Genomic DNA, 24056 nt, shown 5'->3' with positions numbered 1-24056 from the left:
GCGCGCAAGATTAATCCCTGCTCATAGAGTGGATCCATGTCGGACGCGGTACGCACCACGGCCCTGTTCAAGCGCTACGGCCCTCAGGTGGCGGTGGCCGGGGTCGACCTGGTCGTCCCCGCCGGCAGCTTCGCCGGGCTCGTCGGGCCCAACGGCGCGGGCAAGACGACGACGCTCAGCATGATCACCGGGCTGCTCCGCCCCGACGGCGGCGAGGCGCACGTCGACGGCCACCACGTGTGGCGCGACCCGCTCCAGGTCAAGGCCCGCATCGGCGTGCTCCCCGAGGGGCTGCGGCTGTTCGAGCGGCTGTCCGGCCGCGAGCTGCTCCTCTACAACGGCCGCCTGCGCGGCATCCCCAAGGCCGAGGTCGAGCGCCGCGCCAACGAGCTCCTCCAGGTGATGGACCTGACCACCGCCGCGGGCAAGCTCGTCGTCGACTACTCCACCGGCATGCGCAAGAAGATCGGCCTGGCCGCCGCGCTGCTGCACAACCCGTCGGTGCTCTTCCTGGACGAGCCGTTCGAGGGCGTCGACCCGGTCAGCGCCAACACGCTCACCGAGGTGCTGCGCCGCTTCACCGCCTCCGGCTCCACCGTCATCTTCTCCAGCCACGTGATGGACCTGGTCGAGCGGCTGTGCGACTGGGTGTCGGTGATGAGCGGCGGCCACATCGTCGCCCAGGGCCCGATCGGCGACGTGCGCGCCGGGCGCAGCCTCAACCAGGCGTTCCTCGACCTGGTCGGCGGGCCGCAGGCGGCCGCGGGCGAGGGCCTGGGCTGGCTCGGCTCAGGAGAGCGCCGGTGAGCCTCACCCGCACCGTCGCGCTGTTCGCCGGGCTCAAGCTGCGCCTCATTACCGGCAACCTGCGCGGCGACACCGCCCGCCAGGTCGGCTTCGCGTTCACGCTCATCCTCGCCCTGGGCACCGCGGCGGGCGGCTTCGCCCTGGTCAGCCTGCTGCGGCTGGCCCCTCCTGACGTCGCGGTCGCGGTCGTCACGCTGCTCTTCACCGCGCTGCTCTTCGGCTGGATGGTCGTGCCGCTGCTGGCGTTCGGGCTGGACGACACGCTCGACCCGGCGCGGCTGTCGCTGTTCCCGCTGCGCACCCGTGAGCTGGCCGTGGGCATGTTCACCGCCTCGGCGACCGGCGTGTGGCCGGCCGCCACGCTGATCGTGACCGCCGGGGCGCTGGTGGGGCTGGCCGGCGGCGTCGGCGGGGTGCTCGTCGGCCTGCTCGCGGTGCTCGCCCACTTCGCGCTCTGCCTGGTCGCCTCCCGGCTGGTCACCACCGCGCTGTCGGGCGCGCTGCGCTCCCGGCGCGGCCGTGACGCGCTCGCCGTCGCCGCCATCGCCGTCGTCCTGCTCTTCCAGCTCCCCAACCTGCTGATGAACCGCGGCTTCGGCGACCCGCAGGGGATGCTCCTCGACATGGCGGGCGCGCTGCGGTGGACCCCGTCGGGGCTGGCCGCCCACGCCATCGCCGGCGGCGGGCTCGCCGGGCTCGCCGAGGTGGCCGTCCTGGCCGCCCTGACCGTGGCCGCCGGCTGGCTGTGGATCAAGGCGCTGGGCCGCGCGCTCGTCACCGCCGACTCCTCGACCCAGGCCGCCTCGGTGCGCCGCGACAGCGGGCTCGCCGACCGGTTCCTGCCCGACGGGCCGCTCGCCGCCGTCGTGACCAAGGAGCTGAAGTACGTCCGCCGCGACCCGCGCTACCGCATCCTCTGGTTCGCCGCCGTCGCGGTCGTCCTGGTGATGGCGTTCTCCTTCACCGGCCAGGGCATGAGCGGCCCCACGCTGCCCATCGGCATGACCGCGTTCTGCGGCATGATGATCGCCGTCCAGCTCGGCAACGCCTACGGGATCGACGGCCGCTCGCTGTGGATGAACACGGTGGCCTTCGGCGCGCAACGCCAGTTCGACCTCGACCTGGCGGGCCGTCACCTGGCCAACGCGCTGATAGCGGTCCCGGTGCTGGCGCTCGTCGCCGTCGCCTCCGCGCTGTTCGCCGGGGAGCCGGGGACGATCGGCTGGGCGCTGGCGGCAGGCACCGGCGTGCTCGGCGTCGGGTTCGGCGTCGGCTCGGTGACCAGCGTGCTCATCCCCTACACGGTGCCCGAGCGGATGAACGCCTTCACCGGCGCCGCGCCCGGGCAGGGCGGCCAGGCGTTCGGCTGCGCCCTGCTCGCCTTCGCCGGCGTGGGCCTGCTGTCGGCGCCGTTCGCCGTCGCCGTCGCGTTCGCCGGCCCGTGGGTGCTCGCCTTCGCCCCGCCGTACGGGCTCGCGATCGAGACGCTCGGCCGCCGCCTCGGCGCCAAGATCGGGTTCGCCCGGATGCCCGAGCTGCTGGCCGCCGTGTCCCGTCCCACGTGAGCAGTGGTCTAGTCCATTAAGTGAGACCGGTCTGCGCGTGTTCAGAGCGACTCGATAACCTTCGAAGCATGATTGACCAGGGGCTTGAGCACCGCAGCGCCGCCGTGACCGAGATGCCGGACGAGCTGCGCCGCGATGTGCGGCTGCTCGGAAAGCTGCTCGGCCAGGTGATCGCCGAGCAGGGCGGCGAGGACCTGCTGGCCGACGTCGAACGCCTGCGCAAGGCCGTCATCGCCGCCCGCCGCGGCGAGGTGTCCGGCGACGAGATCGCCGCCATGGCGGCCGGATGGGAGATCGACCGCGCGGTCCAGGTCGCCCGCGCCTTCACCTGCTATTTCCACCTGGCCAACCTGGCCGAGGAGCACTACCGCATCCGCATCCTGCGCCAGCGCGACACCGAGGACGCGGTGCAGCGCGAATCGCTGGCCCAGGCCGTGGCCGAGCTCGGCCGCGACCGGGTCGCCGAGCTGGTCGAGGGCCTGGAACTGCATCCTGTCCTGACCGCTCACCCGACCGAGGCGCGCCGCCGCGCCGTCGTCACCGCCATCCAGCGCGTCAGCGGCCAGCTCACCGAGTACAACGCGCCCGGCCGCGGCGCCTCCGAGCGCGCGGAGCTGGAGCGCCGCCTGCTGGAGGAGATCGACCTGCTGTGGCGCACCGCCCAGCTCCGCAACACCAAGCTCGACCCGCTCGACGAGGTGCGCACCGCGATGGCCGCCTTCGACGAGACCCTGTTCCGCATGGTGCCGCAGGTCTACCGCTCGCTCGACGCCGCGCTGAGCGACGCCACCGGCACCGAGCCGCCGCTGGCCAGGCCCTTCATCCGCTACGGGAGCTGGATCGGCGGCGACCGCGACGGCAACCCGAACGTCACCTCCAAGGTCACCCGCGACACCATCCAGATCCAGTCGGAGCACGTGCTCAACGCGCTGGAGACGGCCTGCACCCGCATCGCGCGCACGCTGACCGCCTCCGCCCAGTTCGCCCCGGCCTCGGCCGGCTTGCGCGCCGGGCTGGCCGCCGCCGTCGACGCGCACCCCGAGCTCGTCTCCGAGCTGGCGACCCGGTCGCCGTCGGAGCCGCACCGGCAGTGGCTGCTGTTCGTCGCCGCGCGCATCGCCGCGACCCGCCGCCGTGACCTGGACCTGGCCTACCGCACCCCCGACGAGCTGCTGGCCGACCTCCGGCTGGCGCAGGAGTCGCTGGCCGAGCACGCCGTACGGCAGGCGTACGGGGAGTTGCAGCATCTGATCTGGCAGGTCGAGACGTTCGGCTTCCACCTGGCCGAGCTGGAGGTGCGCCAGCACTCCCAGGTGCACGCGGCCGCGCTGGAGGAGCTGCGCGCGGGCGGCGAGCTGTCGGAGCGCACCGAGGAGGTGCTGGCCACGATCCGGGTCATCGCCTGGATCCAGGAGCGGTTCGGCGTCACGGCGTGCTCGCGCTACGTCGTGTCGTTCACCCGCTCGGCCGACGACATCGCCGCCGTGCACGAGCTCGCCTCCTACGCGCTGGGCGGGCGGTCCGTGGTGCTGGACGTGGTGCCGCTGTTCGAGTCGGGCCAGGACCTGGCCAACTCGCCTGCCGTGCTGGCGGGCATGCTGGAGATCCCGCAGGTCCAGGAGCGGCTGGCGGCCACCGGGCGGCGCATGGAGATCATGCTCGGCTACTCCGACTCGGCCAAGGAGCTCGGCCCGGCCGCCGCGACCCTGCGCCTGTACGAGGCGCAGGAGCAGCTCACCGCGTGGGCGGCGGCCAACGACGTCAAGCTGCGCATGTTCCACGGAAGGGGCGGCGCGCTCGGCCGGGGCGGCGGCCCCGCCAACCGGGCGGTGCTGGCCCAGGCGCCGGGTTCGGTCGCGGGCCGGTTCAAGGTGACGGAGCAGGGCGAGGTCATCTTCGCCCGCTACGGCCACATCGCGATCGCCCGCCGCCACATGGAGCAGGTCGCCAACGCCGTCATCATGGCCTCCTCGCCGTCGGTCGGCTCGCGCACCGCCGCCGCGGCCGACCGGTTCCGGCCGCTCGCCGAGCGGGTCGCCACGGCCTCCGAGCAGGCCTACCGCGCGCTCACCGAGGCGCCGGGCTTCCCCGAGTGGTTCGCGCTGGTCAGCCCGCTGGAGGAGATCGGCTCGCTGCGGCTCGGCTCGCGCCCGGCCCGCCGGGGGCTGGGCGCCCCGCGCTCGCTCGACGACCTGCGGGCCATCCCGTGGGTGTTCGCCTGGGCGCAGACGCGGGTCAACCTGCCCGGCTGGTACGGGCTCGGCACCGGCCTGGCCGCGGCCGACTCCCTGTCCGACCTCCAGGCCGCCTACGCCGAATGGCCGCTGTTCAACGCGATGCTGGACAACGCCGAGATGTCGCTGGCCAAGACCGACAGGTCCATCGCCGCCCGCTACCTGGCCCTGGGCGGGCGCAAGGACTTCGCCGACCAGGTCCTGGAGGAGTACGACCGGACCAGGGAGCTGGTGCTGAAGGTCACCGGCCACACCCGGCTGCTGGAGAACCGCAAGGTGCTCTCCCGGGCCGTGCAGCTCCGCGACCCGTACGTGGACGCCCTGTCGCACCTGCAGTTGCGGGCGCTGACGGCGCTGCGCACCGGCAACCCGACCGACCGCGAGCGCGAGCGGCTGTCAACGCTGCTGCTGCTCTCGGTCAACGGCGTCGCCGCCGGGCTGCAGAACACGGGCTGATCCCAGCACGCCCAGCACGATGAGGAGCTGGCCCAGGATGTAGGTGGTCATCAGCACGGTGCTCCGGCCGGGAAAGCCCATCCCGGCCACGCCGAGCCCGACGAGGAAGTCGGAGAACGCGAACAGCGCCCCACCGAGCCCGGCGACGAGGCCGAGCCCGCCGGCGAAGGCCGCCATCGTCATCAGGGCCAGCCCGTAGCCGAGCACGGGCGCGGCCAGGGCGCCCAGCGGCTCCCACAGCACCATCGCGGCGGCCACCCACACCAGCAGGTAGGCCGCCGCTCCCCAGCGCGGGCGCGACCCCTCGCGGACGAACACCACGATGTAGCAGATCTGCATCACCAGGAACGACGTCATCCCGGCGATGAAGGCGGCCTGCCCCTCGATGAGCAGGGCCACGTCGCCGGCCGCGGCGAACAGCAGCCCGACGGCAAGCAGCCGGCGTCCCGGCGCCCGCCGGATGACGTACGCGGCCAGCACCGGGCAGAGCAGCGGCTTGGTCGCCCACTCCAGCCATTCGATCCCCAGGGCCACGGAGAACACGTTGGCCACGGCCAGCCCGCCGAAGATAATGAGCACGCCTCACCTTAGCGCCCGGCGCAACGCCTGGTCAGGCGGCGATCGGGGCGGGCGGCTCGAAGGCCACGGCGTCGCGCACCGCGGCGTACAGGCGCCAGTTGAGCGATCCCCGGCGGGACACCACGGTGACCCCGACCCCCTGCGTGAGCAGCCAGACCGCCAGCTCGGTGAAGAACCCGTCGCCCGAGCCGATCACCACCCGGTCGAAGCGCTGCCCGAGGCGGTCCACGTACGCGGTCTCGACGAGGGCCCGGTCGGCGCCGTCGGGGCCGGATCTGACGAGCAGTTGCACGCCGCGGAACGCGATCCCGGCCTGGACCAGCGCCTTGTGGTTGACCGCCACGATGAACTGGTCCATCGGCCCGATCGGCACGATCGACCGGTACAGCGCCATCACGGCGGCGACCTCGGCGGTGGTCGGCAGGCTCGTCGCGGTCAGGTTCTCTATGTCCAGCAGGTGCACCGCCCTGCCTCGACACCACGTGGTGGGCTTCACGGCATCTGGCCCTTCCGTTACGTATGTCCAGTGAAGCATGTGTTGATGGAATCGACCAGCATTGGTTCTGTCGTTGTGTGACATGGGTAGGTTTTTGCCACGTCGTCGTTGAGGAGAGCTTGTGGACAGGGACGTCCAGGTGACCGCGGCGGACATCGCCAGGCTGGGCGACGTCGGCCGCGCCGCCGTGAGCAACTGGCGCCGCCGCCACGACGACTTCCCGCAGCCCGTCGGCGGCACCACCGCCAGCCCCACCTTCTCCCTGAAGGAGATCAAGGACTGGCTGCGCGCCCACACCGAGGCCAGGCCGCTGCCCAGGCGCGAGTGGTTCTGGCAGGAGCTGCGCGCCGGCGTCGCCGAGGACGAGCTGCCCGCCCTGATCGCCGACCTCGGCTCGTTCCTGCTGCGCGCCCGCCGGGGCGAGGCCCGCCCCGGGAACGACGCCCAGCGCGGGCTGGCCGAGCTCGCCGCCGTGACCGGCCCCGAGGAGACCTTCCAGTTCCTGTACGAGCGCTACGCCGAGTCGCAGCGCGCCAGCCTCACGCCCAAACCGGTCGCCGATCTGATCGCGGCGCTCCTGCCCGCCTCCGCCCGCCGCGTCCTCGATCCGGCCTGCGGCTGGGGCATGCTGCTGCGCGCCGTGCGCGAGCGGTCCGCCGGGCAGCTTCTCGGCCAGGACCTGAGCGAGGCAACGGCCCGCCTGACGGCGATCTCGCTGGCCTTCGGCCCCGGCGACGCCGACATCCGGGCGGGCGACTCGCTGCGGGCCGACGCGTTCCCCGGCGCCGCCGTCGACGCCGTCGTCTGCAACCCGCCCTTCAACGACCGCAACTGGGGCTACGAGGAGCTCACCGCCGACGCCCGCTGGGAGTACGGCCTGCCGCCGCGCACCGAGCCCGAGCTCGCCTGGGTCCAGCACGCGCTGGCCCACCTGGTGCCGGGCGGGTTCGCGGTGCTGCTCATGCCGCCCGCGGCGGCCGGTCGCCGGTCGGGCCGGCGCATCAGGGCGCAGCTCCTGCGCCGGGGCGCGCTCCGCGCGGTGATCGCCCTGCCCGTGGGCAGCGTGCCGAACATGTCCGTCGGCCTCACGCTCTGGGTGCTGTGCCGGCCCGGCGGATCGGCGCCGCCCGGGGCCGTCCTGATGGTCGACACCTCCGCCCGGCAGGGCGACTTCGCCGCGACGGCGCTGGCCGCCTGGGAACGCTTCCGCCACGGCGACGGCGGCGACGAGCCCGGCGTGAGCCGCGCCGTGCCCGTCATCGACCTGCTCAACGACGAGGTCGACCTGCTGCCCGGCCGCTACCTGCCCGCCACGCCGTCCGGCCTGTCGCCGGAGCGGATCGTGCGCAGCCGCGACCGCCTGCACGAGACGCTCGCCGACACGCTCGCGCTGCTTCCCGGCATCGAGCCGGCCCCCTCAGGCCGCGACCGCCCGCTCGTCCCGGTGGCCGAGCTCGAACGCCGCAACCTGCTCACCGTCCACCAGCAGGCCCCCGCCCGCCCCGGCGAGACCCCCGCCGTCCCCGCCGAGGCCCCCGTCCTCACGGCCGAGGACGTCGTACGCCGCCGCGCCGCCACCGGGCCGCCCGGCTCGGTGCGCAAGGAGCTCCGCACCCGCCCCGGCGACGTGCTCGTGCCGCAGGTCGTCAGGACGCCGGTGGCGGTCGTGGTCTCCGGCGGCGGCGACGTCATCGGCACCCAGCTCCACCTGCTGCGCCCCGACCCGGAGCGGCTGGACCCGCACTTCCTGGCCGGGTTCCTCACCGCCCAGGGCAACCTGCGCCACTACGCCTCGATGTCCTCGACCCACCGGGTGGACGTCCGGCGCGCCGAGATCCCGCTGCTCCCCATCGAGGAGCAGCGGGCGTACGGCAGGGCGTTCCGGCACCTGCAGACGCTGACCGCGTCGCTCAGGCAGCTCGCCGAGCACGGCGCCGACCTCGTGCAGGACACCCTCGACGGGCTGACCGGCGGCCTGGTGCTGCTGTCGGCCGACGACCCGGCCTGGCGCGAGCCGGACTGATCACAGGGCCTCGAAGAAGGCCCGGATGTCGTCCGTCAGGGCCTCGGTCGCGGTGTGAGCCGTGTAGTGGCCGTGCGCGGGGGCGGGCAGCGTCTTCCAGGAGACGATGTTCGCGTGGTCGCGCTCGGCGAAGCGCCGGATCGACTTGAAGTCGCCCTCGGCCATGGCCAGGCCGAGCGGCACGGTGGTGGGCTCCGTGACGGGCTCCATGCGGGCGTTCTCCCAGTACAGGCGCAGGGCGGAGGCCGCGGTGCCGGTGAACCAGTGGATGGCGGCGTTCGTCAGCACGAAGTCGTCGTCCAGGTCCTCGTCGAAGAGCTGGGCGAGCCAGCCGACCAGGCCGGCGGGGGAGTCGGTGACGGCGTGGGCCAGCGTCTGCGGCTGCTGAGACTGCAGGACGTTGAAGGCGCCCTTCTCCTTCCAGAACCAGTCGAGGACGGCCAGCCCGGCCTGGTCCTCCTCCGACAGGTCGGCGAACTCGGCGGGGTCGCCGGAGGGGAAGGAGAAGACCTGCGTGACGTGCACGCCGACGACGTGCTCCGGGTCGACGCGGCCGACCTCGGGGGAGATCATCGAGCCGGCGTCGTTGCCGGCCGCGCCGTAGCGGGTGTAGCCGAGGCGGGCCATCAGCTCGGCCCAGGCGGCGGCGATGCGCCGGTTGTTCCAGCCGAGCTCCTTGGTCGGGCCGGAGAAGCCGTAGCCGGGCAGCGACGGGATGACCAGGTGGAAGTGACGCGACAGCGGCTCGACGGCGTCGAGGTACTCGGCGATCGAGCCCGGCCAGCCGTGGGTGAGGATCAGCGGCAGCGCGTCGGGGTTGCCGGAGCGCACGTGCAGGAAGTGGATGTCCTGGCCGTCGATCTCGGTGACGTACTGGGGGAGGGCGTTGAGCCTGGCCTCGACGGCGCGCCAGTCGAAGCCGTCGCGCCAGCGGGTGACCAGGCGCCGGACGCGCTCGACGGCGACGCCCTGCTCGGCGCCGGGGATCTCGTCGGCGAAGCGGGTCAGCCGCAGCCGGGCGGCCAGGTCGTCGAGGTCGGCCTGGGGGATCTCGACGCGGTAGGGGTGGATCACGGCGACCTCCGATGAGCTGGAACGGTGCGTTCTGTTCCAACTATAGCAGAACGGAACAGTTCATTCCACTCTGTTGGCGTCCGCGTAGACGTTGCACCGCTCGCCGCGCAGGAACCCGACCAGCGTCATGCCGAACTCCCTGGCCAGGTCCACCGCCAGCGACGAGGGCGCCGACACCGCGCACACCGCAGGCAGGCCCGCCGCCAGGGCCTTCTGCATGATCTCGTAGCTGGCCCGGCCGCTCACCATGAGGACGTGGCCGGACAGCGGCAGCCGCCCGTTCATCGCCGCCCAGCCCACCAGCTTGTCCACCGCGTTGTGCCGGCCCACGTCCTCGCGCACCACGACCGTCTCGCCCTCGGCGGTGAACAGCCCGGCCGCGTGCAGGCCGCCCGTCTTGCCGAACACCCCCTGCCCGGCCCGCAACGCGCCCGGCAACCCGTACAGGACCTCGGGGGTGAGCCGCAGGTCGCCGGGCGGGAGCGGGCGGCAACGGCCGCGCAGCGCGTCGAGGCTCGCCGAGCCGCACACGCCGCACGCGCTGGAGGTGAGGAAGTGGCGCTCCAGCGCGGGCAGCTCGGGCATCGGGCCGCGCAGCCGCACGGTGACCGTGTTGTAGCGGGCCTCGGGCGGCAGGTCCTCGTCGGTGCAGTAGGCGATCGAGGCGATGCCGTCGTCGTGCGCCAGCCCCTCGCCGTGCAGGAACCCGGCGGCCAGCTCGAAGTCGTGGCCCGGCGTGCGCATGGTGATGGCGATCGTCCGGCGCACGCCCCCCGCGGCCGTCAGGCGGATCTCCAGCGGCTCCTCGGTCGCCAGGTCGTCGCGCCGCTCCACCGCCGAGCCGCCCGTCAGCTCGCGCACGCGCACCCGCCTGCTCGGGCCCGGCCGGGTCACAGCGGCCGCACCGTGACGAGCGCGTTGTAGTCGGGGATGCGGGCCTGCGGGGAGCGCCGCGCCTCGTCCAGCAGCACGTTGCCCTCCGGCCAGTGGACCTGGAGGTTGCCCGGCATCAGCGGCGCCCGCAGCACCTTGCCCCGGTAGGCGCGCTCGCCCGAGCGCAGCTCGACGGGGGCGCCGTCGGGCAGGCCGAGCCGGTCGGCGTCGTACTCGCTCATCAGCACAGCTTCGCGCATCGCGCCGTTGAAGCCGTCGAGGCGCTCGTGGACCATGCTGTTGAACTGCTTGCCGCGCCGCGTCGCCACCATGAACGCGCCGTCGGGGCGCTCCAGCGCGGGCGGCTCGACGGGGGAGAAGCGGGCCAGGCCGTCGGGCGTGGGGAAGCGGCCGCCGGGGCACAGGTGGGCGCCGCCGTACTGGACGCTGTCGCCGAAGCGCTTGAGGCCGGCGATGCCCTCGTAGAACGGGACGGCCCGCTCGATCTCGGCGCGGATCTGCGGGGTGCCGGTGAAGCGCACGTTCGCCGCGATGCCGGGCCGGGTGCGGGCGGCCAGCTCGGTGAAGATCTTCCACTCCGGCCACGCCTCGCCGATCCGCGGCCCCTCCACCTCCGGCGAGAAGATGATCCGCCGCTCGGTCGAGGTCTCGGTCACGCCGCCGGTCATCTCGTAGCGGGTCTGCGCGGGCAGCAGCAGCACGTCGCCCTCGGCGGGCACCAGCATCTGCGACGACAGCACGATGTCGACGTGCACCCGCAGCTTGAGCCGCGCCAGGGCCTCCCGGCAGTAGGCGGGGTCGGGCAGCACCTCCAGGAAGTTGCCGCCGGAGGAGACGAGTGCGTCGAGCTCGCCCGCGTGGGCCGCGTCGATCATGTCGGTCGCGGTCAGCCCCGGCGTGGCGGGCACCTCGAACCCCCACATGCCGGTGAACTTCGCGGCGTTGGCCTCGGTGATCGGCAGCCCGCCCGGCAGCCCGGTCGCGTACGCCCCCATCTCAGCCCCGCCCTGCACCCCGCTGTGGCCGCGGATCGGCATCAGCCCGCACCCCTCACGCCCGACGAACCCGCGCGCCAGCGCCAGGTTGACGATCGCGCGCACGTTGTCCTCGCCGTAGGAGTGCTGCGTGATGCCCATCGACCACACCAGCACCGCCGACCTGGCCTCGGCCAGCAGCTCAGCCATGCGCCGCATGTCGGCGCGGGTCGAGCCGGACAGCGCCTCCAGCGTCTCCCACGACTGCCCGGCCACCGCCTCGCGCACGGCCTCGAACCCGGTGGTGTGCCGCGCCACGAACTCCTCGTCCACCGCGCCGGCCTCGATCAGATGCTTGAGCACCCCGTTGAGGAACCCGATGTCGCCGCCCACGTTCACGCCGAAGAAGTCATCGGTGATCTTCGTCCCGAACACCGCCGACTCGGCGTTGGACGGCACCCAGTAGCGTTCCATCCCCGGCTCGCGGTAGGCGTTGACCATCGCGATCCGGGTGCCGGCCTTCTTGGCGTGGTAGAGGTACTTCATCGCCACCGGCTGGTTGTTCGACGGGTTGGAGCCGATGAAGACGATCAGGTCGGAGCCGATCCAGTCCGTGTAGGAGCAGGTCGTGGCCGCCGCCCCGATCGCCTCCTTGAGCGCCACGGTCGAGGGCGAGTGGCAGATGCGGGCGGCGTTGTCGATGTTGTTGGTGCCCAGCGCCCGCACCGCCTTCTGGGCCGCGTAGTAGTTCTCGTTCGGCATGCCGCGGCTGGTCAGATAGGCGCCGAAGCGGGTGTCGCGCAGCCCGCCTGCGGCCACGCGCAGCGCCTCGTCCCAGGAGACGCGGGTGAAGCCGGGCTCGCCGGCGCGCCGCAGCATCGGGTAGGGGAGCCGGCCCAGCTCGCGCAGCTCGGCGCTCTTCCTGCCGCTGAGCCCCGAGACGTCGCGCAGGAGCGACACGTCCAGCGCGGGCATCGTGTTGAGCGGCAGCAGCCGCAGCCTGATGTTGCACAGGTGGATCTCCGGCATGGTCCAGTCGCGCATGCCCTTGGTGCCCAGGGCGCAGCCGTCGCAGGTGCCCTGGTTGAGGATCCGCCACGCGTAGCGCCGGTTGCCCTTGACCGCCCGGAACGCCTTGACCAGCTCAAGGTAGTTGTTCGGCTTGCGCAGCCCCAGCCCGAACGGCCGCCACGAGGCCCAGTTGCGCGGATCCAGTCTCCTCATGTCCCCATCTTCTCCCCGGCACGGCCATGCCCCCGACCACGGCAAGATGGACGGGTGTCTCGTTACTCCGACCTCGACCGGCCGCCGCTCTCCGAGCAGGCGCTCAACCGAGCCCTGCTGCGGCCCGGCTCCCTGTGGACCGGCGTCACCGTCGTCGACAGCACCGGCTCCACCAACGCCGACCTGGCCAGGGCCGCCCGGGATGGCGCCGAGGAGGGGCGGGTGCTGGTCGCCGAGGAGCAGACCGCCGGGCGGGGCAGGCTCGGCCGCGCCTGGGGCGCCCCGGCCCGCGCGGGGCTGACCTTCTCCATCCTGCTCAGGCCCACCGTGCCGGTCGCCGCCTTCGGCTGGCTGCCGCTGCTGTTCGGGGTGGCCGCCGCGTCGGCGGTGCGCCGCCTGGCCGAGGTCGACGTACGCCTGAAGTGGCCCAACGACCTGCTCATCGGCGAGCGCAAGCTGGCCGGGGTGCTCGCCGAGCGGTCCGGTGACGCCGTCGTCATCGGCATGGGCCTGAACGTGCTGCTCACGCGGGACGAGCTGCCCGTGGAGACGGGCACGTCGCTGGTCGTCGAGGAGGCCGCCTGCCTCGACCGCGACCCGCTGCTGCGGGCGACGCTCCGGGAGATCGACGTCCACTACCGCGAGTGGACCGAGGCGGGCGGCGACGCCGACGCGTGCGGGCTGCGCGCCGCCTACCAGGCGTCCTGCGCGACGATCGGCCGCCGCGTGCGCGTCGAGCTGCCCGGCGGCGGCGCGCTCACCGGCCTGGCCACCGGCGTCGACACCGCCGGGCAGCTCCAGGTCGACACCGGCGCCGAGACCGCCGCGGCGAGCGCCGGCGACGTCGTGCACGTTCGGCCCGCGGCATAGCCGCCGGGGGCGGGGTGGTGGCAGCATGTCCGCATGACCATCCCCGACCATCACCTGACACAGGGTGAGCGGCGCGTGCGGTCCTTCCACCCTCACTGGAAGCGGCTGATCGTGCCTTTCGTCGCGCTCGTGCTCATCGCCGCGGCCACGGGCGCGGCGCTGTACTTCATCCCGGGCACCTGGGAGTACGCCTTCCACGCCCGCGTCGCGGTCGGCGTCATCGCCCTCCTCCTGCTGGTGATCTGGTCGTTCGTGCCCTACCTGCAGTGGAAGAACACCGGTTACGTGCTCACCACGCACCGCTTCTCGATCAGCACCGGCGTGCTGAACAAGTCGACGGACGAGATCCCCATGGCCAAGGTCAACACGGTCAGCTCCGACCAGACGTTCGCCGAGCGGCTGCTCGGCTGCGGCACGCTGGTCGTCGAGTCGGCCGGCGACCGGGGCCAGATCGTGCTGCGCGACATCCCACGCATCCAGGACGTCCGCATGGATCTGTTCCGCCTGGTGGAGGACGCTTCCGACGGCGAGGTCGACGAGCGCTAGCCTCCTGGGCGCGCATCCCTTGCGGAGATCATCCTCCTGACACAAGATGGCTGGCATGCCGTACGAAGTGCAGGGCGTCATCGCCACAGGCAAGGGCCGGGAAGTGGCCATCGAAACGGTGCTGGTGCCGGACCCGGGGCCCGGCGAGGCGGTGGTGAACGTGCAGGCGTGCGGCGTCTGCCACACCGACCTCCACTACCGGGAGGGCGGCATCAGCGACGACTTCCCGTTCCTGCTGGGCCACGAGGCGGCGGGCGTGGTCGAGGCCGTCGGCGAGGGCGTCACCGGGCTGGAGCCGGGCGACTTCGTGATCCTCAACTGGCGTGCCGTGTGCGGCCAGTGCCGGGCGTGCCTGCGCGGCAGGCCGTGGTACTGCTTCAACACGCACAACGCCGCGCAGAAGATGACGCTCACCGACGGCACCGAGCTGTCCCCCGCGCTGGGCATCGGCGCGTTCCTGGAGAAGACGCTGGTGGCCGCCGGGCAGTGCACCAAGGTCTCCGCCGAGGCGCCCGCGTCGGTGGCCGGGCTGCTGGGCTGCGGCGTGATGGCCGGCATCGGCGCGGCGATCAACACCGGCGGCGTGACCCGCGGCGACAGCGTGGCCGTGATCGGCTGCGGCGGGGTCGGCGACGCGGCCGTGCTCGGCGCCTCGCTGGCCGGCGCCGCCAAGATCATCGCGGTGGACGTGGACGACCGCAAGCTGGAGTGGGCGCGCGGCTTCGGCGCCACCGACACGGTCAACTCGCGCGAGAGCGACCCGGTCGAGGCGATCCGCGACCTGACCGGCGGGTTCGGCGCCGACGTGGTGATCGAGGCGGTCGGCCGCCCCGAGACCTACAAGCAGGCGTTCTACGCCCGCGACCTGGCCGGCACCGTGGTGCTCGTCGGCGTGCCGACGCCGGAGATGACGCTGGAGCTGCCGCTGCTCGACGTGTTCGGCCGGGGCGGGGCGCTGAAGTCCTCCTGGTACGGCGACTGCCTGCCGAGCCGCGACTTCCCGATGCTCATCGACCTGTTCCTGCAGCACCGGCTGCCGCTCGACAGGTTCGTCACCGAGACCATCGGCCTCGACCAGGTCGAGGAGGCGTTCGCCAAGATGCACCGCGGCGACGTGCTGCGCTCGGTGGTGATCCTCTAGATGCTCGACAGGGTCATCACCTCAGGCACGTTCTCGCTCGACGGCGGCACCTGGGACGTCGACAACAACGTCTGGCTGGTCGGCGACGCCCGCGAGGTCGTCGTCATCGACGCCGCCCACGACGCCAGGGCCATCGCCGACCGGGTCGGCGACCGCACGGTCCGGGCCATCGTCTGCACCCACGCGCACAACGACCACGTCAACGCCGCCAAGGAGCTGAGCGACCTCACCGGCGCGCCGATCCGGCTGCACCCGGCCGACCAGGTCCTGTGGTCGCAGGTCTACGGGGACGAGGTCACGTACACGCCGCTGGGCGACGGCGAGAAGATCGAGGCCGGCGGGATCGCGCTGCAGGTCCTTCACACGCCGGGGCACGCGCCCGGCGCGGTCTGCCTGTACGCGCCCGAGCTGTGCGTGCTGTTCAGCGGCGACACGCTGTTCAAGGGAGGGCCGGGGGCGACCGGGCGCTCGCACTCGTCGTTCGGCACGATCATCGAGTCGATCCGCGACCGCCTGCTGACTCTGCCGCCCGAGACCGTCGTCCACACCGGGCACGGCGACTCCACCTCGATCGGCGCCGAGGCCCCTCACCTGGAGGAATGGATCACGCGGGGCCACTGAGGTGTGGCTTACCTAACATAGGCAAGCCTTACCGCGGTGGGCTATCTTAGGTGTGCCTTACCTATCCCACCCCTGAGAGGCTCCCCGCGGATGTACGTGTGTGTTTGTCGTGCTGTGACCGAAAACGAGGTCCACGACTGCATCGCCGCGGGTGCGCGGAGTGCGAAACAGGTTCGCGACACCACGGGCGCCGGGGGCGACTGTGCCTCTTGCGTACGGAAGATCTGTGCGATCCTGAAGCGGTCTGAGGAACTGACCACCGCATAGCACAAGGGGCCCGTTCATGCAGGGCGACAAGCAGATCATCGAGCTGCTCAACGAGCAGCTCACGGCGGAGCTCACGGCGATCAACCAGTATTTCCTGCACGCCAAGATGCAGGAGAACTGGGGATACACCAAGCTCGCCGAGCACACCCGCGAAGAGTCGATCGACGAGATGCGCCACGCCGAGCGCCTCACCGACCGCATCCTCTTCCTCGAAGGACTGCCCAACTACCAGCGGCTCGGCACCCTGCACATCGGGCAGACCGTCCGCGAGCAGTTGCAGGCGGACCTGGAGGTCGAGCTCTCGGTGGTGCAGCGGCTGCGGCCGGCCATCCAGCTCATGCGCGAGAAGGGCGACATCACCTCGGCGCGGATCTTCGAGGACATCCTCGCCGACGAGGAGCAGCACATCGACTACCTCGAAACCGAGCTCGGCCTGATGCAGACCCTGGGCGACCAGCTCTACCTGGCCCGCTACGCCGAGCCGCCGTCCGTCGACGACTGAGCCCGCCGCGTCCGATCGCCCGCCGCGCCGACGGCGGGCGCGCGCGTTTCTGGTGCCAACTTTCGCCGCGGGGAACCACGGGGGCGTAACCCTTTTACCCACGGCAATCGCGGTAATTTAATCATGACTAACCGATATTTAGCCGCGTTTGCCCAGGTCAATGGATAGGTCAACGACGAGTCAAACCGCGCGCTGTGCCCGGGAAACGATCGCTTAAGGTCCTACGATCGCTCCATGACCTGCGTACTTCTCGCCGAGGATGACACCTCGATTTCCGAGCCGCTCGCGCGCGCCCTGCGCCGCGAGGGCTATCAGGTTGAGGTGAGCCCCGACGGCCCGCAGGCCCTGGAGAGGGCTCTGTCGGGGGGCATCGACCTCATCGTTCTCGACCTTGGCCTGCCCGAGATGGACGGCCTGGAGGTGGCCCGGCGGATCCGTGCCGAAGGGCACGGCACCCCGGTGCTGATCCTCACCGCCCGCGTCGACGAGGTCGACACCGTCGTCGGCCTCGACGCCGGCGCCGACGACTACGTCACCAAGCCGTTCCGGCTCGCCGAGCTGCTCGCCCGGGTGCGGGCGCTGCTGCGCCGCGGCACCTCCGAGACCCCGGTCGTGCAGGGCGTCCGCATCGACGCCGACTCCCGCCGCGCCTGGATGGGCGAGAAGGAGCTGCACCTGACCACGAAGGAGTTCGACCTGCTCAGGGTTCTGGTCCGCGACGCCGGAAAGGTGGTGACGCGCGAGCAGATCATGCGCGAGGTATGGGACACCAACTGGTGGGGCTCCACCAAGACACTCGACATGCACATCTCGTGGCTGCGCCGCAAGCTCGGCGACGACGCGGCCAAGCCCCGCTACATCACCACCGTCCGGGGAGTCGGCTTCCGCTTCGAACGCGAGTAGGCATGCGCCGACGCCTGCTCACCTCAACCCTGGTGGTGGCGGTCATCGCCGTCCTGCTGCTAGGGGTTCCCCTCGGCATCGTGGTCAGCCGGCTGATCGTCGACGACGCGGCCCAGCAGCTCAGGTCGGAGGCGACCCGTCTGGTCGGGGAGGTCGAATACGCCCGTATCCAAGAGACCCCGCTCGACCCCAAGCAGCTGGAGCAGAAATACCCCGACCGCTACATCCAGATATTCGAGCGCGGAAACCCGCCCAAGGCCACGGTCGTCGGCTCGCAGCCGTCGTCCGGGGAGCAGATGACCGAGGACGCGGAGTCCGACAGCGGCATCTTCGTCCGGGTGAGCCGCGACCGGGCCCAGGTCGAGCAGGACGTCTACGCCCGCCTGCTGCTGATCGTGGCGCTGGCCGTCGCGGCTCTCGCCGTGGCCGTGGGCCTGGCCATCGTGCAGTCACGCCGCCTCACGCTGCCGCTGCAGGACCTGGCCAAGATCGCCGAACGGCTCGGCTCGGGTGACGCCCGGCCGAGCAAGCACCGCTACGGCATCCCCGAGCTCGACCAGGTGGCCCAGGTGCTCGACCGCAGTGCCACGCGCATCTCCGACCTGCTCACCCGCGAACGCGAGTTCGCCACCGACGCCTCCCACCAGCTCCGCACCCCCCTCACCGGCCTCACCATGCGCCTGGAGGAGATCGTCGCCGCCTCCGACCAGCCCGAGGTGGTGCGCGAGGAGGGTGAGGCCGCCATCGTGCAGGCCGAGCGCCTCACGGCGGTCATCGACGAGCTGCTGGCAGCCGCGCGCCGCCAGCGGCACGCCCAGGCCGAGCCGATCTCCATCGACGAGGTGCTCATCCAGCAGGTGACCGAGTGGCAGCCGGTCTTCCGCGGCGTGGGCCGCACGCTCGTCCTCGCCGGCTCGCGCGACCTCAAGGCGCTGGCCACGACCGGCGGCTTCGGCCAGGTCATCGCGACCCTGCTGGAGAACTCCCTGCGCCACGGCGGCGGCACCGTCACCGTCACCACGACCAGTGGTGACAGCTCCGTGGTGGTCGAGGTGGCCGACGAGGGCCCGGGCATCTCCGACGAGATCGCACCCAAGATCTTCGAGCGCAACGTGAGCGGCGGCGGGGGCACCGGCCTCGGCCTGACGCTCGCCCGCGCGCTGGCCGCCGCCGACGGCGGCCGGCTGGAGCTGGTGCGGCGTCGCCCGGCGGCCTTCGCCGTCTTCCTGCGGCTGGCCGAGGACAACGGCCGCAACCGCGTCGTCAGCGGTCCTGCCTGACCCCCGTGTCGGGCAGCTCCGCCGGGATCGGCTCGGTCGCCTCCAGGAACACCCACTTCTTGTACGACCAGTAGCGGAACAGCGTGCCCAGGCCGACGCCGATGATGTTGGCGATGTTGGCGCTGACCGGGTCGTCCAGGTGCAGCGTGTAGGTGGTGAAGCCGATCACCAGCACGCCGAACAGCAGCGCGATGCCGTTGAGCAGGAAGAACAGGAAGTATTCGCGCCCCAGCCCGCTCTGCTCGCGGTGGCGGAACGTCCAGAACCGGTTGCCCAGGTAGGCGAACGAGGTGGAGATCGCCGTGGCGAACACCTTGGACGTCATCGGCCCGAGGTCGATCGCCAGCAGGAACAGGTTGTACATGCCCGTGTCGATCACGAAGGCGGCGGCACCGACGGTGCCGAACTTGGTCAGCTCATGGACCAGGGCGGCGAAACGCTGGTACAGGCCTTTGGCGAACTGCAGCACGCTCCTGCTCGCCCTTCCTTTTCGGCAGGCATGACGACTTCAGCGTACCGGTTGTCACAACGCCGGACGCGCCGCCCGGCAGGCGAGCTGGAGCGCCAACCTTTGCTGGGGATCGTCCAGGTCCGCGTGGAGCAGGGCTTCTATGCGGCGGATGTTGCGGCTCACGGCGTTTCGGTGCATGTGCAATTCCTCGGCGGCGCGGGCCGGGGAGCCGTGATGGTCCAGGTAGGCGCGCAGGATGCCGATCAGGTGGGCCGGGCGGTCGCCCTTGAGGTCGAGGATGGGCTGCAGCAGCTCCCTGACGGCCTGGTGGGCGGCGTCGGAGGCGTACCACTCCTCCAGCATGCGGTCCAGCCCGGCCAGGTCGTACACGGCGAGCGGGGCCGGGCTGCGCCTGAGCGCCGTGCGCGCCTCGGCGGCCGAGGTGCGCAGGCCGAGCAGGCCCCGGTGCGCGGTGCTCACGCCGCAGCGCAGCTCGGCGCCCGCCGGGCGGACCCGCTCCAGCAGGCGGGCCGCGTCGCGGGCGGCCTCGCGCAGGCCGGCCCGGCCCTGGTCGCGGGGGAGCGAGCGGACGACGACCAGCGCGTCACCGGCCAGCGCGCCGTTCCACTCCGGGCCGACGATCTCGCGGGCCGCCCGGACCGCCCTGGCCGCCACCGCGTCGAGCAGGGCGTAGCGTTGCGGGCCCTCCTCCATCACCGGTTCGAGGCGCAGCACCACGTGCCAGTCGTCGACCGGCAGCCCCAGCGCGCGGGCGCGCGGGGCCAGCTCCTGGGCCTGCTTCTCCGGCGCGACCAGCAGCTCGGTGAGCAGCTGCGCCCGCGACCTGCCCGCCGGCTCGTCGGCCGGTCCGGCGGCGGCCGCCAGCTCGGCGAAGCGCGCCACGACCTCCACCGCCGTGCCCAGGTGGCCGCCGGGGGCGTCGGCGCCCTCCTCGGGGAGCGGGACGCCGAGGGCCCCGGTCGCCGCCTCGGCGATGCGCTCCGGGGTGCCGCCCGCCCGCAGGACGGCGCGTACGGCGGCGACGGTCCTGGCCAGGGCGTCGGAGGCGTCGCCCGCGACGGCGCGCTCCAGGCCGACGACCAGCGCGGCCAGGTCGCCTCCGGCGGCGTACACCCCGATCCCGCTCCGCTCGGCCAGCGTGGCGGCGCTGCGGCCGGCCTCCGCGAGGTCCGGCCCGGTGAGCACCAGCGCTGCGGCGCGGGCGGCGGCGGCGTCGCGCAGCGCGACGTCGAGGCGGTAGGAGCCCGCCGCGCGGGAGGCAGCGGCGGTGAGGACGGCGATCGACCCGGCGGGCAGGCGGGCCACCTCGCGCAGGTCCTCCACGAGCCGCACCCCGGAGAAGGGACCGGCCGGGACAGGCCCGGCCAACCTCTGCAAATCCTCCAGTATGTGTGCCACCCGCACACGATAGCCCCATAAAGGTGCCCCCAGCACACCACTGCTGACCTGCGATTTCGTACCGTGAACAGGTGGACATCGGAACCGGGCTGCTGCCCGCGTTCGCCAGAGGGTGCGCCGTGCTCGGCTCGGGCGGCGGCGGCCCCGTCGCGATCGCGCGCGCGGCGGCCATGCAGGCGCTGGAGGACCACGGCCCCGTCGCCGTCGTGCGGCCCGGCGACCTCGCCCCGGACACGCTCGTCATGCCCGTCGGCACGGCCGGCTCCTCGGCGGTGATGTCGGAGCGGATCTGCGGCGTCAACGAGCCCGTCCACCTGCGGGCCAAGGTCGAGGAGCTGTTCGGCGCGCCCGTCGGCGCCGTCATGGCCAGCGAGATCGGCGGCGCCAACGGCTGCCTGGCCGTCGCCTGGGCCGCCGTCACCGGGCTGCCGCTGGTCGACGCCGACGGCATGAGCCGCGCCTTCCCCGGCATGGACCAGACGGTCATGGAGCTGCACGGCGTCCCGCCCACGCCCGCCGTGGTGTGCGACGAGCGCGGGCGCACCCTCGTCATCGAGAACGTGACAGGCCGCTGGCTGGAACGGCTGGTCAGGGCCTCGCTGGAGGCGTTCGGCGGCCAGGTCGCCACCAGCGAGTACATCCTGCGCGGCGGCCAGGTCGCCGCCTGCACGGCCGTCGGCTCCGTCACCCGCGCGCTGCGGCTCGGGACCTCCCTCCCCGAGCCGCTCATCACCGGCAAGGTGGCGGAGACGTCCGGGACCATCCTCATCGAGGGCCTGGGCCGCGACCTGGGCCGGCTCGCCAGGATCGAGGCGGGCAGCGAGTTCCACGCGGTCATCGAGGACGGCGCGCCGCTGGCCCTGGTCCCCGACGTGATCGCGCTGCTCGACACCCGCACCGAGGAGGTGCTGCGGGTCGAGCAGATCCGCTACGGCCTGCGCGTCAGCGTCGTCACCGTTCCCTGCGACCCGATCTGGCACACCCCCGCCGGTCTGCGCCTCGCGGGCCCCGCGGCCTTCGGCCTGGCGGGGCTGACCGGCGAGGGGAGGCCGTCATGAGCCCCGGGGTCGAGCGGCGGCAGGTCGGCATGGTGCGGGCCGGGGTGGACGTCGGGCCGACCAACACCGACGCCGCCCTGCTCGACGACGCCGGGCGCGTGCTCGCCACCGTCAAGGTCGCCTCCGTCCCCGACGACCCGGTGGCCTGTGTACGCGCCGCGCTCGGGGCGCTGCCGCCGCACGAGTCCGCCCAGGTCGCGGTGGGCCTGCGCGGCGCGGCCACCGCCGTGACCCGGCGGCGCGGCCTGCGCCGGGTGGCGGTGCTGCGCATCAGCGGCGAGTCCGGCCGCGCCGTACGCCCCCTGTCGGGCTGGCCGGAGGACCTGCGCGCGGCCGTCAGCGCCGGGACGGCCACCGTCGCCGGAGGCGGCGGCCTGGACCGCGAGGACTGGACCCCGCTGGACCGCGACGCCGTGGCCCGCTTCGCCGCCTCGGCGGCGGGCGCCGCCGAGGCCGTCGCCGTCACCGGCCTGTTCTCCCCGCTGGACGGCCGCCAGGAGCGGGAGGCCGCCGAGATCATCCGGGCCGAGGCCGGCGACCTGCCGATCTCGCTCTCCGCCGAGCTCGGCTCGATCGGCCTGCTGGAACGCGAGAACGCCACCGTGCTGGACGCCGCCCTCTCGGGCTTCGCCGGAGCCGTCGCCGAAGGGCTGGCCGAGACGCTGTCGGGCCTGTGCCCCGGCGCGGCGGTGTTCGTGACGCGCGGCGACGGCACGCTGATGAGCCTGGAGCACCTGGCCAGGCATCCCGGGCTGAGCCTGGGCAGCGGCCCCGCCAGCGTGCTGCGCGGCGCGGGCGTGCTCGCCGGCCTGCACGACGCCGTGGTCGCCGACGTGGGCGCGGCCCGCGTCCGCGTCGGCGTGCTGGCCGGCGGCTTCCCCGAGGAGGCGGTGCGCGGGGCCGGGATCGGCGGCGTGCCCGTGGGCCTGCGCATCCCCGGCCTGATCCGGGTGCCGCGCCCGATCGACCCCGCCGAGCTGGCCGAGGCCGTCGACCGGCTGCAGCCCGGCCCGGCGCGGCTCCCGCTCGTCGTGGTCGGCGGCGGCGCGCACGCCGTCCCCGGCGGCCTGCACCCCGCGCACGGGCTGTGCGCCGGCGCCATCGGCGCGGCCGTCAGCCCCGTCGGCGGCCAGTACGAACGGATCGTCCGGCTGCCCGGCGCCGCCGCGCGTGAGGCCGTCGCCGAGGAGGCCAGGGCCGCCGCCGTGCGCGCCGGGGCCGACCCGCGCGACGTGGCGCTGGTCGAGGTGGACGAGACCCCGCTCGACTACCTGCCCGGCTCCTTCGTCAGGCTCCGCGCCCGCGCGGCCGGCCGCCCCTCGCATCTGTGAACCCCCCTGAGAAAGGCGAGCACGTGACCACCGACTCCGACTATCCCCTTGAGCGGGTGCCGCAGAGCGCGCGGTACCCGTGGTTCAACGTGGCCGTGCAGCGGTTCGGCCAGCTCTCCGACCTGACGCAGTTCCTGCTCGGCGCGACCCTCGGCGCCGGCCTGTCGTTCTGGGGGGCGTTCTGGGCGTTCACCCTCGGGTCGGTCATCCTGGAGGTCGTCTGCATCTTCGTCGGCATCGCCGGCATGCGCGAGGGCCTGTCGACGTCCATGCTGGCCCGGTGGACCGGCTTCGGCCGCTACGGGTCCACGCTGATCGGAATCGTCATCACGCTGAGCCTGTTCGGCTGGTTCGGCGTGCAGACCGCGGTGTTCGCGGCCGGGCTGCACTCGATCATGTCGTGGCTGCCGCTGTGGGCGTGGTCGCTGATCGCCGGGATCGGCGTGACGCTGCTGGTCATCCGCGGGTTCAAGGCCATGGGGATGACCGCGTTCATCACCGTGCCGGCGTTCCTCGGACTGGCCGGGTGGGCGATGTGGGTGGAGATCTCCCGCCACGACCTGGGCACGCTGGTGGCCTCGCCGCCGTTCGGCGAGCCCATCAGCATCGCCACCGGCGCCACCATCGTGGCCGGCTCGTACATCGTCGGCGCCGTCACCACGCCCGACATGACCAGGTTCAACCGCAACACCGGCGACGTGGTCAAGCAGACGCTCGTCGGCATCTCGCTCGGCGAGTACGTGCTCGGCCTCGCGGGCGTGCTGCTGGCCTACGCGGTCAAGACGTCGGACGTGATCGCGATCATCACGGCGTCGTCCGGCGTGGTCGGCGTCATCGTGCTCATCTCCGCCACCGTCAAGATCAACAACTGGAACCTGTACTCCTCCACGCTCGGCCTGCTCAACGCCGTCGAGACCACGACCGGCGTGCGGCTGAACCGGGTCACGGTCACGATCGGCGTCGGCGTCCTCGGCAGCGTGCTCGCCGCCCTCGGCATCCTGGAGCGGTTCACCGACTTCCTGCTGATCCTCGGCGTCGTCACGCCGCCGATCGCCGGGATCATGGTCGCCGAGTACTTCGTGGTGCGCCGCTGGCGGCCGGTGCTCGACGCCTCACGCGCCGCCGGGCGGCTGCCCGACACCGAGCCCGCCTGGGTGCCCGCCACGCTCGTCATCTGGGCTGCCGCCGCCCTGTTCGGCTGGCTCAGCGAGCACTACCAGTGGATCGGCATCCCCGCGCTCAACTCCCTCCTGCTCGCCGGACTGGCCTACGTCGTCGCCGGCCGGCTCGGCCTGGTCCGCGCCAGCCGTGAACAGCCCGTCCTCGCCTAGAAAGTCCCGT

General features: G+C 72.9%; 22 protein-coding genes. 15 read left to right on the top strand and 7 right to left on the bottom strand.

From position 1 onward, the window contains the following. The first annotated feature begins 36 nt into the window (after window positions 1–36). The 3 genes from AB0G11_RS05385 to AB0G11_RS05375 all read left to right on the top strand — a co-directional run bounded on the left by AB0G11_RS05385 (window position 37) and on the right by AB0G11_RS05375 (window position 5062). Complete coding sequence (locus AB0G11_RS05385; RefSeq protein ID WP_357584105.1) at window positions 37–807, top strand: ABC transporter ATP-binding protein; 771 nt, start codon at window positions 37–39, stop codon at window positions 805–807. Then, window positions 804–2372 (top strand): hypothetical protein, encoded by a 1569-nt coding sequence (locus AB0G11_RS05380; RefSeq protein ID WP_357584103.1) that lies wholly within the window; start codon window positions 804–806, stop codon window positions 2370–2372. The genes AB0G11_RS05385 and AB0G11_RS05380 overlap by 4 nt, the downstream gene beginning before the upstream one ends. Before the next feature lie 68 nt (window positions 2373–2440). After that, window positions 2441–5062, top strand: a complete 2622-nt coding sequence (locus AB0G11_RS05375; RefSeq protein WP_357584101.1) for a phosphoenolpyruvate carboxylase — start codon at window positions 2441–2443, stop codon at window positions 5060–5062. On the opposite strand, the gene AB0G11_RS05370 is transcribed toward AB0G11_RS05375, so the two are convergent. Both AB0G11_RS05370 and AB0G11_RS05365 read right to left on the bottom strand, forming a co-directional pair. Further along, complete coding sequence (locus tag AB0G11_RS05370; RefSeq protein ID WP_357584099.1) at window positions 5003–5641, bottom strand: lysoplasmalogenase; 639 nt, start codon at window positions 5639–5641, stop codon at window positions 5003–5005. The genes AB0G11_RS05375 and AB0G11_RS05370 overlap by 60 nt on opposite strands. Before the next feature lie 31 nt (window positions 5642–5672). After that, window positions 5673–6137 carry a hypothetical protein gene (locus AB0G11_RS05365; RefSeq protein WP_219499784.1) on the bottom strand — a complete coding sequence of 155 codons (465 nt, stop codon included), beginning with the start codon at window positions 6135–6137 and terminating at the stop codon, window positions 5673–5675. Between the two features lie 121 nt (window positions 6138–6258). Between AB0G11_RS05365 and AB0G11_RS05360 the strand changes: the two genes are divergently transcribed. Continuing rightward, window positions 6259–8160 (top strand): N-6 DNA methylase, encoded by a 1902-nt coding sequence (locus AB0G11_RS05360; RefSeq protein WP_357584097.1) that lies wholly within the window; start codon window positions 6259–6261, stop codon window positions 8158–8160. Here AB0G11_RS05360 and AB0G11_RS05355 read toward each other — a convergent pair whose 3' ends face one another. The 3 genes from AB0G11_RS05355 to AB0G11_RS05345 are packed head-to-tail and all read right to left on the bottom strand — an operon-like array spanning window position 8161 to window position 12326. Further along, window positions 8161–9234: an epoxide hydrolase family protein gene (locus tag AB0G11_RS05355; RefSeq protein WP_357584095.1), complete on the bottom strand. Its 1074-nt coding sequence runs from the start codon at window positions 9232–9234 to the stop codon at window positions 8161–8163. Between the two features lie 60 nt (window positions 9235–9294). Then, the gene (gene fdhD / locus AB0G11_RS05350) at window positions 9295–10128 is read right to left on the bottom strand and encodes a formate dehydrogenase accessory sulfurtransferase FdhD (RefSeq protein WP_219499782.1); all 834 of its coding nucleotides are present in this window, start codon (window positions 10126–10128) and stop codon (window positions 9295–9297) included. After that, window positions 10125–12326: an FdhF/YdeP family oxidoreductase gene (locus AB0G11_RS05345; RefSeq protein WP_219499781.1), complete on the bottom strand. Its 2202-nt coding sequence runs from the start codon at window positions 12324–12326 to the stop codon at window positions 10125–10127. Before AB0G11_RS05345 ends, fdhD begins: the two co-directional genes overlap by 4 nt. 54 nt (window positions 12327–12380) lie before the next feature. Between AB0G11_RS05345 and AB0G11_RS05340 the strand changes: the two genes are divergently transcribed. The 8 genes from AB0G11_RS05340 (at window position 12381) to AB0G11_RS05305 (ending at window position 18456) form a co-directional block, all read left to right on the top strand. Further along, complete coding sequence (locus AB0G11_RS05340) at window positions 12381–13196, top strand: biotin--[acetyl-CoA-carboxylase] ligase (RefSeq protein WP_357584093.1); 816 nt, start codon at window positions 12381–12383, stop codon at window positions 13194–13196. Between the two features lie 33 nt (window positions 13197–13229). Next, window positions 13230–13742, top strand: a complete 513-nt coding sequence (locus AB0G11_RS05335; RefSeq protein WP_219499775.1) for a PH domain-containing protein — start codon at window positions 13230–13232, stop codon at window positions 13740–13742. A gap of 55 nt (window positions 13743–13797) precedes the next feature. Continuing rightward, a complete protein-coding gene (locus tag AB0G11_RS05330) occupies window positions 13798–14883 on the top strand; it encodes an S-(hydroxymethyl)mycothiol dehydrogenase (protein WP_219499773.1) in 1086 nt (361 codons plus the stop codon). After that, window positions 14884–15504 (top strand): MBL fold metallo-hydrolase, encoded by a 621-nt coding sequence (locus tag AB0G11_RS05325; RefSeq protein WP_219499771.1) that lies wholly within the window; start codon window positions 14884–14886, stop codon window positions 15502–15504. Between the two features lie 90 nt (window positions 15505–15594). Continuing rightward, complete coding sequence (locus AB0G11_RS05320; protein ID WP_082310492.1) at window positions 15595–15771, top strand: (2Fe-2S)-binding protein; 177 nt, start codon at window positions 15595–15597, stop codon at window positions 15769–15771. Window positions 15772–15787: 16 nt separating this feature from the next. After that, window positions 15788–16273 (top strand): bacterioferritin, encoded by a 486-nt coding sequence (bfr, locus tag AB0G11_RS05315; RefSeq protein WP_219499769.1) that lies wholly within the window; start codon window positions 15788–15790, stop codon window positions 16271–16273. Window positions 16274–16507: 234 nt separating this feature from the next. After that, entirely contained in the window at window positions 16508–17176 is a 669-nt protein-coding gene (locus tag AB0G11_RS05310; RefSeq protein WP_043620820.1) for a response regulator transcription factor, read from the top strand. A gap of 2 nt (window positions 17177–17178) precedes the next feature. After that, complete coding sequence (locus AB0G11_RS05305) at window positions 17179–18456, top strand: ATP-binding protein (RefSeq protein ID WP_219499767.1); 1278 nt, start codon at window positions 17179–17181, stop codon at window positions 18454–18456. Here the strand turns inward: AB0G11_RS05305 and AB0G11_RS05300 are convergent. Continuing rightward, window positions 18440–18925, bottom strand: coding sequence for a GtrA family protein (locus AB0G11_RS05300; protein ID WP_357584091.1), 486 nt, complete (start codon window positions 18923–18925; stop codon window positions 18440–18442). The two genes, AB0G11_RS05305 and AB0G11_RS05300, sit on opposite strands and share 17 nt — an antisense overlap. Before the next feature lie 54 nt (window positions 18926–18979). Further along, on the bottom strand, window positions 18980–20326 hold the full coding sequence (locus AB0G11_RS05295; RefSeq protein WP_357584089.1) for a helix-turn-helix domain-containing protein: 1347 nt from the start codon (window positions 20324–20326) through the stop codon (window positions 18980–18982). Between the two features lie 71 nt (window positions 20327–20397). Here AB0G11_RS05295 and AB0G11_RS05290 point away from each other — a divergent pair, with 71 nt between their 5' ends. Genes AB0G11_RS05290 through AB0G11_RS05280 form a run of 3 tightly spaced genes read left to right on the top strand, consistent with a single transcriptional unit; the run spans window position 20398 to window position 24046 of the window. Then, complete coding sequence (locus tag AB0G11_RS05290) at window positions 20398–21384, top strand: DUF917 domain-containing protein (protein ID WP_219499763.1); 987 nt, start codon at window positions 20398–20400, stop codon at window positions 21382–21384. Next, window positions 21381–22715: a hydantoinase/oxoprolinase N-terminal domain-containing protein gene (locus tag AB0G11_RS05285; RefSeq protein WP_357584087.1), complete on the top strand. Its 1335-nt coding sequence runs from the start codon at window positions 21381–21383 to the stop codon at window positions 22713–22715. Before AB0G11_RS05290 ends, AB0G11_RS05285 begins: the two co-directional genes overlap by 4 nt. Window positions 22716–22738: 23 nt before the next feature. Further along, window positions 22739–24046, top strand: a complete 1308-nt coding sequence (locus tag AB0G11_RS05280) for a cytosine permease (protein ID WP_357584085.1) — start codon at window positions 22739–22741, stop codon at window positions 24044–24046. The last annotated feature ends 10 nt before the right edge of the window (window positions 24047–24056 follow it).

This window comes from Nonomuraea sp. NPDC023979 (assembly GCF_040639085.1).
Lineage (GTDB): Bacteria > Actinomycetota > Actinomycetes > Streptosporangiales > Streptosporangiaceae > Nonomuraea > Nonomuraea ceibae.
Note: the sequence above shows the minus strand (reverse complement) of the source record. Positions and strands in the feature narration are given on the sequence as shown.

Bases quoted from the DNA above. Each gene is read 5' to 3' on its own strand.
- AB0G11_RS05385 (WP_357584105.1), top strand. From the start codon at position 37: ATGTCGGACGCGGTACGCACCACGGCCCTGTTCAAGCGCTACGGCCCT.
- AB0G11_RS05375 (WP_357584101.1), top strand. From the start codon at position 2,441: ATGATTGACCAGGGGCTTGAGCACCGCAGCGCCGCCGTGACCGAGATG.
- AB0G11_RS05345 (WP_219499781.1), bottom strand. From the start codon at position 12,326: ATGAGGAGACTGGATCCGCGCAACTGGGCCTCGTGGCGGCCGTTCGGG.
- AB0G11_RS05335 (WP_219499775.1), top strand. From the start codon at position 13,230: ATGACCATCCCCGACCATCACCTGACACAGGGTGAGCGGCGCGTGCGG.
- AB0G11_RS05330 (WP_219499773.1), top strand. From the start codon at position 13,798: ATGCCGTACGAAGTGCAGGGCGTCATCGCCACAGGCAAGGGCCGGGAA.
- AB0G11_RS05325 (WP_219499771.1), top strand. From the start codon at position 14,884: ATGCTCGACAGGGTCATCACCTCAGGCACGTTCTCGCTCGACGGCGGC.
- AB0G11_RS05320 (WP_082310492.1), top strand. From the start codon at position 15,595: ATGTACGTGTGTGTTTGTCGTGCTGTGACCGAAAACGAGGTCCACGAC.
- bfr (WP_219499769.1), top strand. From the start codon at position 15,788: ATGCAGGGCGACAAGCAGATCATCGAGCTGCTCAACGAGCAGCTCACG.
- AB0G11_RS05310 (WP_043620820.1), top strand. From the start codon at position 16,508: ATGACCTGCGTACTTCTCGCCGAGGATGACACCTCGATTTCCGAGCCG.
- AB0G11_RS05305 (WP_219499767.1), top strand. From the start codon at position 17,179: ATGCGCCGACGCCTGCTCACCTCAACCCTGGTGGTGGCGGTCATCGCC.
- AB0G11_RS05285 (WP_357584087.1), top strand. From the start codon at position 21,381: ATGAGCCCCGGGGTCGAGCGGCGGCAGGTCGGCATGGTGCGGGCCGGG.